Genomic DNA, 12,840 nt, shown 5'->3' on the forward strand with positions numbered 1-12,840 from the left:
TTCTCCCTGTTGGTTATTGTCCATAGATCGAATGCGGCAGCCACATGGCGATCTGGGGAAAGGCGATCACCAGCGACAGCGTCAGAATCATGATCAGCACGAAAGGCAGGGCCGAGCGGTAGATCAGGCCCAGCGTGAAATCCCGCGGCGCCATGGCGCGCATCAGGAACAGGTTGTAGCCGAAGGGCGGCGTCAGATAGGCGATCTGGCAGGTGATCGTGTAAAGGATGCCGTACCAGACCAGATCGAAGCCCAGGCTGCGGGCCAGCCCGACATAGATCGGCGCCACGATGACCAGCATCGCGGTGTCGTCCAGGAACATGCCCATGAGGATGAAGCTGGCCTGCATCATCAGCAGCACCTGCAGGGGCGTCAGATGCAGCTGGCCCAGAAACAGATCCTCGATGGCGCGGCCGGCGCCCAGCCCGTCGAAAACCGCGCCGAAGCTCAGCGCCGCCATGATGATCAGCATGAACATGCAGGTGATGGCCAGGGTCTGGCGGGTCGCCACCTCGAACACCTGCCGGGTGAAGCGCCCCTTGACCACCGCCGCCGCGACCGAGGCCAAGGCCCCGATCACGCTGCTTTCCGTCAGCGAGGTCCAGCCCCGGACGAAGGGGATCATCATCGCCGCGAAGATCACCAGCGGCAGGATGCCCGCCCGCAGCAGCCGCAGCCGCTCGGCCCAGGTGATCCGGGCGCGCTCCTCGGCCGGCATGGGCGGGGCCAGCGCCGGGTTCAGCCAGGTGCGGATCAGGATATAGGCGATGAACAGCGCCGCCATCAGCAGGCCCGGCCCGATCCCGGCCAGCCAAAGCTGGCTGACCGGCTGGCGCGCGATCAGCGAATACAGCACCAGCACCACCGAGGGCGGGATCAGGATGCCCAGGCTGGACCCGGCCTGGATCACCCCCGAGATCATCCGCTTGTCATAGCGGTGCTTGACCAGTTCCGGCAGCGCGATGGTGGCGCCGATGGCCATGCCGGCGACCGACAGCCCGTTCATCGCCGAGATCAGCACCATCAGCAGCACCGTGCCGATCGCCAGCCCGCCCGGCATCGGCCCGAACCAGACATGGAACATGCGGTAGAGATCCTCGGCCAGCCGGGATTCCGACATGACATAGCCCATGAAGACGAACATCGGCAGGGTCAGCAGCGCGTTCCACTTCATCAGCTTCATCACCGATGAAAAGCCCATGTCGGTGCCGCCCGGACCCCACAGCGCCAGCGCCGCCACCACGGCGACGAAGCCGATGGCGCCGAAGACCCGCTGCCCGGTGATCATCATCAGCAGCATGGTCGAGAACATCAGGGCCGCGATCCATTCGTAGCTCATCGGTCGGCCTCTCCGGCGAAGGGCCGCGCGATCTCGACCCCGCGCAGGATGGCGATGTCGCGGATCAGATGCGCCAGCGCCTGCAGGATCATCAGCAGGAAGGCCAGGGTGATGATCACCTTGATCGGCCACAGCACCGGGCGCCAGGCGCTTGGCGCGCGTTCCCCGATCTGGAAGCTGTAGAGGGTGGAATCCACCGCGCCCCACAGCATCACCCCCAGATAGAACAGCAGGCAGAACACGGTGAAGATGTCCCAGCCCGCCTGCTGGCGGATCGGCAGCCGCGCATAGATCAGGTCCATGCGCACATTCGCGCCAAGCTGGATCGAATAGGGCGCCCCCAGAAGGTAATAGGCGACCAGGGTGAACTGCGCCATTTCCAGCGTCCAGAGCGAGGGCACCTTCAGCACCTTCGTGACCGAGGACCACAGCAGGATGCCCATGATGACGAACAGCAGATACATGCTGGCCCGGCCGATGCGGTAGTTCAGCGCCTCGACCCGGCGGACATAGGCGATGGTCCAGTTCGGCATCACAGGGCCTCCCTCAGGGCGTCGCGGATCGTCGGCGCCAGCCGGTCGGCCATCGCCTGCTGCGCCCGCGGCGTCGCGATCAGGTCGTTGCGGATCTCCAGCATGGCATGGGCCAGGCCCAGCGGCGTCGCATGCAGCGCCAGGGTATGGGCCACGCCGTCGGCGGCGCTGTAGGGATCGTTCAGCCGGGTGACCAGCCCGGTCCTGCGCGCCAGGATCGCCCGCGCCAGCCGGTCGTCGGCATCGTGGATGATGCCGAACTCGACCTCGCGCCGGACGCCGAAATAAAGCGGGCTGAAGCTGTGGACGGTGATGAGCGCCGTCGGCCTGCCCCTGGCCAGCCGGCGCGACAGCAGCGCGAACAGCGCCGCGTGGAACGGGATGTAATGCGTCTCGGTCCGGGCCAGCCGCTGCGCGACCGGCAGGTCGCAGTTGCCGGGGATGTCATGCAGCTCGCTGCGCGCCGCCATGGCGCCGGCGGCATCGGGGGGCCGGTTCAGGTCATAGATCAGCCGCGACGCCGTGGCGTGGATCAGCGTGGCGTCCAGCAGCGCCGACAGCCCCTTTGCCACCCCCAGCGCGCCGGGATCCCAGGCGATATGGGCCAGGCATTGTTCGGCGCTCAGCCCCAGCGCCCCGGGCATCGTCCCCAGGTCGTTCGAGGCGTGTTCGCAGACGATGACCGCTGCGCCGCCGCCTTCCGCGTTCTCGATCTGGAAGAAAGATGCTGAACCAGACATACGCTCACTCCCGTCGCGATCAGGTTGGAACGGCAAGGCCAAGTCTGTCAATTATTTTTCAGGATATGTTTTTGCTGTTAAGATCGTTACGAACGCGGCGTCACCGAAAGGAAGGGCCGATGTCACAGGAACCGGAAGCCGCGGGCACCATCGAGGACCGCCTGACGCAGCGATTTGACGCCCTGACCCCGGCCGAGCGCCTGCTGGCCGGTCACCTGATGCGGAATTTCCCGGTGGCGGGGCTGGCCTCGATGACGCATCTGGCCAAGGAGGCCGGGGTCTCCACCCCCACGGTGCTGCGCCTGGTGCAGAAGCTGGGCTTCCGCGGCTATCCCGATTTTCAGACCCAGCTGCGCGGCGAGCTGGAGGCGCGGCTGGAATCGCCGCTGTCCAAACATGCCCGCTGGGCCGGCGGCGTGCCCCAGACCCATATCCTGAACCGGTTCGCCGATGCGGTGCTGGACAATCTGACAAGGACGCTTGGCCGCATCGACCATGCCGATTTCGACGCCTGCGCGGCAATGCTGGCCGATCCGCAGCGCCGGGTGCTGGTGACCGGCGGGCGGATCACCCAGGCGCTGGCGGATTACCTGGTGACGCAGCTGGGCATCGTGCGGCCCGGGGTGGTTGCGCTGCCCAGCCAGTCCCGGGCCTGGCCCTCGGCGCTGCTCGAGCTGCGGCCCGGCGACGTGCTGGTGGCGTTCGACATCCGCCGCTATGAAAGCACGACGCTGCAACTGGCCGAGATGGCCGCCGAACAGGGCGCCGAGGTGGTGCTGATCACCGATCCCTGGATCAGCCCGATTTCCGCCCATGCCCGGTTCCGCTTCGCCGCGCAGATCGAGGTGCCCTCGGCCTGGGACAGCACCACGGCGCTGCTGGTGCTGATCGAAACCCTGCTGGCGGCGGTGCAGGAACTGAACTGGCCGCAGGCGCAAGAGCGCATGACGCGGCTTGAGGCGCTGTATGAACGCGCCAGCCTGTTCCGGCGCGGAAAGGGGTGAAGCGCCGCGCCCGGCCGGCGCAGCCGGGATCGGCCAGCCGCGCCGGGCGTTGCCGCTGCCGGCTTTGCCTGCGGCCTAGGCCAGGTGGCAGGCGACCGCCTGTCCGGGGCCAAGCTGGCGCAGGGCCGGCATCCGCTGGCGGCAATCCTCGACCGCGATCGGGCAGCGCGAGGCGAAGCGGCAGCCTTTCGGCAGGTTGACCGGGCTGGGCGGGTCGCCCTGCAGCCGCGCGCCGCCGCCGCGCCGCCGATGTTCGGGCGCCAGCGAAGGCGCCGCGGCGATCAGCGCCTGGGTATAGGGATGGCGCGGCGCGGCGAAGATCTGCGCCGCCGGCGCCTTTTCCACGATCTGCCCCAGATACATCACCGCGATCTCGTCGCAGATGTGGCGCACGACGCCCAGGTCGTGGCTGATGAACAGATAGGTCAGCCCGGTCTCGCGCTGCAGGCGGCGGATCAGGTTCAGGACCTGCGCCTGCACCGCCACGTCCAGCGCCGAGACCGGCTCGTCGAAGACGATCAGGTCGGGCTTGGTCGCCAAGGCCCGCGCCAAGCCGATGCGCTGCCGCTGCCCGCCGGAAAACTGGTGCGGGTAAAGCGACTTCAGCTCGGGGCGCAAGCCGACCTGGGTCAGCAATTCCTCGACCCGCGCGTCGCGGCCCCCGGGCTCGCCCAGGCCCAGCAGGTCCATGGGCTGGCGGATGATCCGCCCCACCCGTTCACGCGGGTTCAGCGACGAGAACGGGTCCTGGAACACCATCTGGAAGCGCGGCCGGGCGCGGCGCAGCTCCTCGCCCTCGATGCGGCTGATGGGCGTGCCGTCCAGGTCGATCGTGCCGCCGGTGATCGGGGCAAGGCGCATCACCGCCAGCGCCGTGGTGGTCTTGCCCGAACCGGATTCGCCGACGATGCCCAGCGTCTGGCCGCGCTGGATGCCGAAATCGACGCCATCGACCGCATGGACGGTGCCGCCGTTCGCGGTGGGGAAATGCACCTTGAGGTCGCGGACGGAAAGAAGCTGGGTCATGCCGGGACCTCGCGGGGTTCAAGCTGGATGCAGGCGGCCGAATGCGCGCCGGACAGGGCGACGTGGCGGGGCTGGGCGGCGCGGCAGGCCTCGACGGCCAGCGGGCAGCGCGGCGCGAAGGCGCAACCGCGGCCCAAATCGGTCAGCGCCGGCACGATGCCGGGGATTTCCGGCAGATCGGCATCCGGGTCGGCATCGACGCGCGGGATGCTGGCCAGCAGGCCGCGGGTATAGGGATGGCCGGGATTGTCCAGCACCGCATCGGCCGGGCCGCGTTCGATGATGCGGCCGGCATACATGACCGCCACCTTGTCGGCCATTTCCGCCACCGCGCCCATGTCATGGGTGATCAGGATGATGGCGGTGCCGGTCTTTTGCCGCAACTCGTCCAGCAGGCCGAAGATCTGCGCCTGCACGGTCACGTCCAGCGCCGTCGTCGGCTCGTCCGCGATCAACAGCTTCGGCTCGCAGGACAGCGCCATGGCGATCATCACCCGCTGGCGCATCCCGCCGGAAAGCTGGTGCGGATAGGCGCGGGCGCGCAGTTCCGTCTCGGGGATGCCGACGGCGCGCAGCATGTCGACGGCGCGGGCGAAGGCGGCCTTCGGGCTGACCTTCTGGTGCAGGCGCACCGCCTCGGCGATCTGCTCGCCGCAGGTAAAGACCGGGTTCAGCGAGGTCATCGGCTCTTGGAAGATCATGGCGATGTCGCCGCCGCGGATTTTGCGCATCTCGGATTGGCGCAGCTTGGTCAGGTCGCGGCCCTGGAACAGGATGCTGCCGCCGACCACCTTGCCCGGGGGCGAGGGGATCAGGCCCAGCACCGACAGCGCCGTCATGCTTTTGCCGCAGCCTGATTCGCCGACGATGGCCAGAAGCTCGCCCGGGGCGACGCTGAAGGACACGTCGTCCAGCACATGGGCCACGCCGCGCCGGGTCGTGAAATCGACCTTGAGGTTGCGGATGTCCAGAACGGGTTCGGTCACCATGGCTCAGCGCTCCCTCATCCGGGGGTTGAAGGCGTCGTTCAGCCCGTCGCCGACCAGGCTGACGCCCAGCACGGTCAGGAAGATCATCGCCCCGGGCAGCGTCACCACCCACCAGGCATCCAGCAGGTATTCCCGGCCCGAGCCGATCATCAGCCCCCAGGACATGACGTTCGGGTCCGACAGGCCCAGGAAGCTGAGCCCGGCCTCGAACAGGATGGCCATGCCGATGGTCAGCGTGGCCGAGACGATCAGCGGCGGCAGGGCATTGGGCAGGATGACGCGCCAGATGATGTTGCCGTCGCCGGCGCCGATGGCGCGCATGGCGCTGACATATTCCAGCGTGCGGATGCGGCGGAACTCGGACCGGGTCAGGCGCGCGGTCTGCGGCCAGCTGACGATGCCGATGGCCAGCGCCACGTTGACCAGCGTCGGCTGGAACAGCGTCACCACGACCATGGCGAACAGCAGCGGCGGCAGCACCTGGAAGAATTCGGTGACGCGCATCAGCATGTCGTCGACGATGCCGCCGTAGAAGCCGGCATAGGCGCCGATCACCACCCCGATCAGCATGGTGATCAGCGCTGCGGCGAAGCCCACGGCCAGCGTGGCGCTGCCGCCCGCGATCAGCCCGGCCAGGATGTCGCGGCCCAGGTTGTCGGTGCCCAGCGGAATGGTCGCCTCCTCGCCCGGCGGCGTCAGCGGCGCCCAGACGATCTCGAACGGATCGACCGGGTAGAGATGGGGTCCGGCGAAGGTCATTGCCATGACCAGGATCAGCAGCGCCAGGCCCAGCATGGCCGAGGGGCTGCGGCGGAAGATGTCCCAGGCTTCGGCCATGGGACCGCGGGCGGCTGGAACCGTGGTTCTGGCGGGCGCGGTCATGTCTCAGCGTCCTCCGGCAAGGCGCGGGTCCAGCAGGCGCGACACGAAGTCGGTCAGCAGGTTCGCGATGATGACGATCAGGGTGGAGAAGAACAGGATGCCCAGCACGGTCGGATAGTCGCGCGCCAGGATCGACTGGAAGGCCAGCGTGCCAAGGCCCGGCCAGCTGAACACCGTCTCGACCAGCACCGCGCCCGAGATGATGGCGCCGAACTGCATGCCCGCGACGGTCACCACCGGCAAGAGCGCGTTGCGGAAGGCGTGGCGGCCGAAAACCTGCCGCTCGCTGACGCCCTTGGCGCGGGCGGTGCGGATGTAGTCGGCGCCCAGCACCTCGAGCATCGAGGCGCGGGTCAGCCGGCTGTATTGCGCCAGATAGACCAGCCCCAGCGTCAGCGCCGGCAGCACCAGATGGTGGGCGATGTCCAGGATCCGGCTCAGGAAGCCGCCCTGTTTCACCACGTCGATCATGCCGGCGATGGGGAACAACGGGATGGTAGCGCCGAACAGGATCACCAGCATCAGCCCGGTCCAGAACACCGGCGCCGAATAGCCGACCAGCGACAGCACCGTGACCACCGCCGAGGCGATGCCGCGCGGATTGCGCGAGGCGAGCATCCCCAGCCGCGTGCCGACGACCAGCGCGAAACCCAACGCGGTCGCCACCAGCAGCATGGTCGGCCCCAGCCGCGACAGGATCAGATCGACCACCGGGCGGTTGTAGAAATAGGACATGCCCAGGTCGCCCTGCAGCGCGCGGCCCAGATACAGCCCCAGCTGGGTCAGCAGCGGCTTGTCGAGGCCGTATTGCTGGCGGATCGCGGCCATGACCTCGGCGCTGGCGCCGCCCATCTCGCCGGCGATGACCTCGGCCGGGTCGCCGGGGGCAAGCTGGATCAGCAGGAAGTTCAGGACAAGGACAGCGAGGATCAGGGCAGCCGCATAAAGCAGCTGCCGCAGGATACGTCGAAACATCGGGATTGCCTCCGCCGGTTACTGCTTCAGCCAGACCTCATCCATCGGCCCCATCGTGCCCCAGATCGAGACGGGCGGGTTCTGCACGGCCTGCGAATAGACCGTGTGATAGGGCACTTCGTTGATGAAATGGATCGGGATGTCGGTGGTGATCTGCTTGAAGGCCTGGGCGTAAAGCTGCTGGCGCTTGGCCAGGTCCGGCTCGACCCCGGCGGCGTTCATCAGCTTGTCCACCTCTTCGTTGCAATATTGCTGGGTGTTGGACCAGATGATCCCCTGACGGATGTTCGAGCACAGATAGGTCCGGTTCACCCCGATCACCGGGTCGCCCCAGTTGAAGACCTGGTCCATGGTCATGTCGAAGTCATAGGACGACACGCGCTGCGACCAGGTCGGGAAGTCGGGCGCGGAACGCACGGTGACCGCGATCCCGACCTTGGCCAGCGCCGCCTTGACATATTCGGCGACGGCGCGCTGCTGTTCCTCGATGTCGGGCATGTAGTCGATGCGCAGTTCCAGCTTTTTCCCGCCCTCGCCATAGCCCGCCTCGGCCAGCAGCGCCTTGGACTTGTCAAGATCGAAGTCGTAGCGCTCGACATCCTCGGTATAGAAGGGGCTGCCCTGCACCACCGGCTCGATCGCGGGCTTGGACAGGCCGGAATGCAGCGCCTTGGTGACGAAATCGCGGTCGATGGCATAGGCGATGGCCTGGCGGACCCGCAGGTCCGACAGCGCCGGATGCTTGGTGTTGAAGGCCAGCCAGTTCAGCGGGCCGATGCCGGCATAGCCCTTGTCGGTCACGGTCAGGTTGCCGGATTTCTCCAGCCGCCGGATCAGGCGGGTGCCGTCGAGCAGCGGGAACATCTGCGCCTCGCCCGATTCCAGCGCCAGCACGCCCGAATTGGCGTCCTGGTACTGCCGGATCACGATGCGGTCCAGATAGGGCTTTCCTTCCAGGAAGAAGCCGTCATAGCGTTCCAGGATGATGTGCTGGCCCAGTTCGAAGGCGGTCACCTTGAACGGGCCCGAGCCGATGGGCAGGTTGTTCTTGGGGTTCGACTTGATGTCCTGGCCGTCGTCGAAGACGTGCTTGGGCAGGATCGGCGTCAACGAGGCGGACAGCACCAGCAGGATCGCCGGATGCGGCTGCGTCATGCGGATGACCACGGTCTGCGGATCGGGCGCCTCGAAGGCCTCGACCGGCGCGAGCATGCTGGAGAACGGGTGGTTGTCCTTGACCACGCCCAGCGACCAGATCACGTCCTCGGCGGTGATGGGCGAGCCGTCGTGGAAGGTCGCGCCCTGGCGCAGCTTCAGGGTCAGCACCTTGCTGTCGTCGCTGAACGCCCAGCTTTCGGCCAGGTAGGGCTGCGGGGTGAAATCCTCGCCATAGCGCAGCAGCGTGGCGAAGATCTGCGCCGCCGGCACGGCGGTCGCGACCCCCGACTGCACGGCCGAGTTCAGGTGGCGCGGCTTGTGCACGGACGCCAGCACCAGTGTCCCGCCCTTTTGCGCCTCTTGGGCGGAAAGCGCGGGAGCGGTGGCCAAGGCGGTCAGCGCGACTGCACCGGCCAGCAGGAAACGACGCGAGAAGGCGGGGGGAAGGGTCATCTGGTTCTCCGTGTTGGATGCGCGACAAATTCTGGGCGTTGACGCTGCGTCCTAGAGATCGGGCATGGGGGGGCTTTTCGGCAAATGCATTTTTGCGCCAGAATTCCTCAGAAATCCTGTGGAAGATAGGGCCGCACGAAGGCGCGGTCGAATTCGCCGCGCATCGCCTGCATCTCGCAGGTGGCGATGATCGCTTCGCAAACCGGGGTCAGCTTCACGTCGCGCCGGGTCAGCACCCCGGCGCGCGGCGCGTCGTGCTCGCCGGCCAGCGGCAGTCGCACCAGATCGCCGCGGGCATAGGTCTGCTTGCTCATCGGGCGGATGTTGAAGATGCCATAGCACATGCCGGCGGCGATCAGCGCCCGCATCATGTCGGTCGAGCGCGCCGAATAGACCACGTTCGGCTTGAGCCCGCGCGTCGCGAACAGGTCCATCAGGTAGCGCCGCGACAGTTCCAGATCCAGCACCACCAGCGGCTCGGGCGCCAGCTGTTCCAGCGTGACGAAGCGGCCGCTGGCCAGCGGATGCGTCGCCGGCAGCGCGGCATGGGGATGGCCGACGAAAAGCGGAAGGAAGCGATAGACCAGCTCATTGATCAGCCCGTAGCAGAAGGCGAAATCGGCATCGCCCGTATCGACGGCGCGGACCACCTCCTCCCAGTTGCCCTCCATCACCTCGATCATCAGGTTCGGATAGCGCTCGCGCACCTCGCACAGGATCGTGGGCAGCAGGATCGGCGCCAGCGGCGTGAAGCAGGCGATGCGGGCGGTGCCGTCGATGCGCTGCTCAAGATCGGCGATCTTGCCGTCGAAGCGCGCCTGCGCCGCCAGCAGCAGCCGGATCTCGTCGATGATCTTGCGCCCGAAGCTGGTGGCCGCGATGCCGCGCGACGGCACGCGGGCAAAAAGCGGCTGGCCCAACTGCGCCTCGATATGGTCGATGGCCGCGGCGATGGACGAGGGCGAGACCGCCAACCCCTCGGCCGCGGCGGTGATCGACTGGTGGCGCTCGGCCGCCTCGATATAGCGCAGGTGCTTCAGGGTGTAATGCATCCGTCCCTCAGGAAAATAGCGGAAATCCCGCGCAACTATGCATTTCACGCAGGATGTTTGTCACAGCTAATCTGCCCGCGACGCCGCATCCGACGGAGAAATTGCATGATCCCGACCGTTTTTTCAGCACGCCGCATCATCACCATGGACCCGTCGCGGCCCGAGGCGACGCATGTGATGGTGTCCCACGATGGGCGCATCCTTGCCGTCGGCGGCCCCGAGGAGATGCAGGGCCGGGGCGATCTGCACCATGACGACCGTTTCGCGGGCAAAGTGCTGATGCCCGGCTTCGTCGAGGGCCACGCCCATATGATGGAGGGTTCGGTCTGGCGCTTCACCTATCTGGGCCATTACGACCGCGTAGCCCCGGACGGCCGGCTGTGGCAGGGTGTCACCAGCACCCATGCGCTGGTCGAGCGCCTGCGCGACCGCGCCGCGGAACTGGGCGACGGGCCTGTCGTCGGCTGGGGTTTCGATCCGCTGTTCGTGCCGGGCGACCGGCTGTCGCGGCTGGATCTCGACCGGGTCTCGACCACCCGGCCGGTGGTGGTGCTGCATTCCAACATGCACCTGCTGACCGCCAACAGCGTGGCGCTGGACCTGGCCGGCTATGACGAGCACACCGACGTCCCCGGCGTCATCCACACCGAGGACGGCGGGCTGCATGGCGAGCTGCACGAGATGGGCGCCATGTTCCCGGTCACGCGCCGGGTCGGGGCCAGCTTCCGCGCCATGGGCGGCGACCCCGAGGCGATCTGGAACTTCGCGCGCTCGGCCTGCCGGGCGGGGGTGACGACCTCGACCGACCTGCTGAACGAGCTGGGCGACGAGGTGCTGGCCGACCTGTTCGCCACCACGGCCGAGGCCGGCTATCCGCTGCGGCTGGTGCCGATGCTCTCGGCCATGGCGCTGCCGCCCGAGGCGGTGGGCGCGCGCGCCAAGGAGCTGCGGGCGCAGTCCACCGACCGGGTGCGGCTGGGCGGGGTGAAGATCGTCACCGACGGCTCGATCCAGGGCTTCACCGCGCAGCTAAGCGCGCCGGGCTATCATCGCGGCATCGACAACGGCATCTGGAACATCGCCCCCGAGGCGCTGAACCTGCTGGTGGACGACCTGAACCGGCAGGGCATCCAGATGCATATCCATGTCAACGGCGACGGCGCCAGCCTTGCCGCCATCGAGGCGCTGGAAGCGGCGCTTGCCGGGCATTTCCGCCCCGACCATCGCCATGTCCTGCAACATTGCCAGATGGCCGACCGGGCGCAACTGCGCCGCATCGCCGCGCTGCAATGCTGCGTGAACCTGTTCGCCAACCATCTGTATTACTTCGGCGACAAGCATTACGAGGTCACCATCGGCCCCGAGCGCGCCTGCCGCATGAACCCCTGCGCCAGCGCGCTGGAGATGGGCATTCCGCTGGCCATCCACTCCGACGCGCCGATCACGCCGCTGGCGCCGCTGGTCACCGCCTGGTGCGCGGTCAATCGCCGGACCGACAGCGGCCGGCAGCTGGGCACCTCGGAACGCATCCCGCTGGACGCGGCGCTTTACGCCATCACCCTGGGCGCGGCCCATACGCTGAAGCTCGACGCCGAGCTGGGCTCGGTCGAGGTCGGCAAGCGCGCGGATTTCGCCGTGCTCGAGGACGATCCGCACGCCCTTGGCCCCGAGCGGCTGCGCGAGGTCCGGGTCTGGGGCACCGTCTTCGGCGGCACCCCGGTCGCGGCCGGATCGTTCTGACCATGGCCGCGCCGCTGCCGGTCAACCTGCTTTGCGGCTATCTGGGCGCGGGCAAGACCACGCTGCTGAACCGGCTGCTGGACCGGCAGGGCGAGCGCATCCTGGTCATGGTCAACGATTTCGGCGACATCGCGGTCGATGCGGCGCTGATCGCCGGCCGCTCGGCCGACACGATCCAGCTCAGCAACGGCTGCATCTGCTGCTCGATGGGCGGCGGGCTGTTCGACGCCTTCGAGCGGGCGCTGAGCCTGCGCGACCGGGTGGACCGGCTGGTCATCGAGGCCAGCGGCGTCGCCGAGCCGCGGCGGCTGGCCAGCTTCGCCCTGGCCGAGCCCGAGCTGGACTGCCGGGCGGTGGTGGCGGTGGTCGATCCGCAAAGCCTGGCCGAGCGGCTGGCCGACCCCCGGATCGGCAGGGTGGCGGAAAGCCAGATCCGCGGCGCCGATGCGGTCTTCCTGTCGCGCGCCGATATCGCCGGCCGCCCGGCCTTGCGCCACGCCGCCAGGCTGGTGGCGCGGCTCAACCCGCTGGCCAGCCCGCATCTGGCGCCGGACGACGGCTTTCTTGCGGCACTGGCGGCGCGCCATGACCGCCGCAGCCTGGCCGCTTCTGCCGGCCTTGCCGCGGATCGCGACCATGGCCGCCTGTTCGCCAGCCGCACCATCGCATGTGCCCCGCCGGCTCGCGGCCAGCTTGCCACGATCATCGACCGGCACCGCCGCGCCGTCCACCGGCTCAAGGGCTATGTGCTGCTGCCCGGCTCGGACGGCCCGCACCTGCTGCAACTGGCCGGGGGGGCGCTGACGCTGGAACCGGCCGATCTGCCCGAGGGCATGGTCATGAACCGGCTGGTCGCCATCGCGCCGGATGCCGAGGCGCTGGCGCAACTGGCCGCCGACCTGGAACAGCTCTCGGCCCTGTAGCGCCGCGGTTCCCGGGCCGCGTCACC

General features: G+C 68.1%; 12 protein-coding genes. 3 read left to right on the plus strand and 9 right to left on the minus strand.

Annotated elements, in window-relative coordinates:
• Window positions 1-13: 13 nt before the first annotated feature.
• Genes NBE95_RS22045 through NBE95_RS22055 form a run of 3 tightly spaced genes read right to left on the minus strand, consistent with a single transcriptional unit; the run spans window position 14 to window position 2,612 of the window.
• A complete protein-coding gene (locus tag NBE95_RS22045; RefSeq protein WP_289896789.1) occupies window positions 14-1,339 on the minus strand; it encodes a TRAP transporter large permease subunit in 1,326 nt (441 codons plus the stop codon).
• The gene (locus tag NBE95_RS22050) at window positions 1,336-1,872 is read right to left on the minus strand and encodes a TRAP transporter small permease subunit (RefSeq protein ID WP_019352634.1); all 537 of its coding nucleotides are present in this window, start codon (window positions 1,870-1,872) and stop codon (window positions 1,336-1,338) included. The genes NBE95_RS22045 and NBE95_RS22050 overlap by 4 nt, the downstream gene beginning before the upstream one ends.
• Entirely contained in the window at window positions 1,872-2,612 is a 741-nt protein-coding gene (locus NBE95_RS22055) for an N-formylglutamate amidohydrolase (RefSeq protein ID WP_289896790.1), read from the minus strand. The genes NBE95_RS22050 and NBE95_RS22055 overlap by 1 nt, the downstream gene beginning before the upstream one ends.
• Before the next feature lie 119 nt (window positions 2,613-2,731).
• Between NBE95_RS22055 and NBE95_RS22060 the strand changes: the two genes are divergently transcribed.
• Window positions 2,732-3,616: a MurR/RpiR family transcriptional regulator gene (locus NBE95_RS22060; protein ID WP_289896791.1), complete on the plus strand. Its 885-nt coding sequence runs from the start codon at window positions 2,732-2,734 to the stop codon at window positions 3,614-3,616.
• 75 nt (window positions 3,617-3,691) lie between these two features.
• Here NBE95_RS22060 and NBE95_RS22065 read toward each other — a convergent pair whose 3' ends face one another.
• The 6 genes from NBE95_RS22065 to NBE95_RS22090 form a co-directional block, all read right to left on the minus strand.
• Window positions 3,692-4,642 (minus strand): oligopeptide/dipeptide ABC transporter ATP-binding protein, encoded by a 951-nt coding sequence (locus NBE95_RS22065; RefSeq protein ID WP_289896792.1) that lies wholly within the window; start codon window positions 4,640-4,642, stop codon window positions 3,692-3,694.
• A complete protein-coding gene (locus NBE95_RS22070) occupies window positions 4,639-5,631 on the minus strand; it encodes an ABC transporter ATP-binding protein (RefSeq protein WP_289896793.1) in 993 nt (330 codons plus the stop codon). The genes NBE95_RS22065 and NBE95_RS22070 overlap by 4 nt, the downstream gene beginning before the upstream one ends.
• Window positions 5,632-5,634: 3 nt before the next feature.
• Window positions 5,635-6,468 (minus strand): ABC transporter permease, encoded by an 834-nt coding sequence (locus NBE95_RS22075; protein WP_289896921.1) that lies wholly within the window; start codon window positions 6,466-6,468, stop codon window positions 5,635-5,637.
• Window positions 6,469-6,516: 48 nt separating this feature from the next.
• A complete protein-coding gene (locus NBE95_RS22080; protein ID WP_289896794.1) occupies window positions 6,517-7,488 on the minus strand; it encodes an ABC transporter permease in 972 nt (323 codons plus the stop codon).
• An 18-nt stretch (window positions 7,489-7,506) separates the two neighbouring features.
• The gene (locus NBE95_RS22085) at window positions 7,507-9,099 is read right to left on the minus strand and encodes an ABC transporter substrate-binding protein (RefSeq protein ID WP_289896795.1); all 1,593 of its coding nucleotides are present in this window, start codon (window positions 9,097-9,099) and stop codon (window positions 7,507-7,509) included.
• A 107-nt stretch (window positions 9,100-9,206) separates the two neighbouring features.
• The gene (locus NBE95_RS22090) at window positions 9,207-10,151 is read right to left on the minus strand and encodes a LysR family transcriptional regulator (RefSeq protein WP_289896796.1); all 945 of its coding nucleotides are present in this window, start codon (window positions 10,149-10,151) and stop codon (window positions 9,207-9,209) included.
• A 105-nt stretch (window positions 10,152-10,256) separates the two neighbouring features.
• On the opposite strand from NBE95_RS22090, the gene NBE95_RS22095 reads away from it, so the two are divergent.
• Both NBE95_RS22095 and NBE95_RS22100 read left to right on the plus strand, forming a co-directional pair.
• Window positions 10,257-11,891 (plus strand): amidohydrolase, encoded by a 1,635-nt coding sequence (locus NBE95_RS22095; protein WP_289896797.1) that lies wholly within the window; start codon window positions 10,257-10,259, stop codon window positions 11,889-11,891.
• A 2-nt stretch (window positions 11,892-11,893) separates the two neighbouring features.
• Window positions 11,894-12,814, plus strand: a complete 921-nt coding sequence (locus NBE95_RS22100; protein WP_289896798.1) for a CobW family GTP-binding protein — start codon at window positions 11,894-11,896, stop codon at window positions 12,812-12,814.
• The last annotated feature ends 26 nt before the right edge of the window (window positions 12,815-12,840 follow it).

Origin of the sequence: Paracoccus sp. TOH (assembly GCF_030388245.1) — a bacterium.
GTDB classification, from domain to species: Bacteria; Pseudomonadota; Alphaproteobacteria; order Rhodobacterales; family Rhodobacteraceae; genus Paracoccus; species Paracoccus simplex.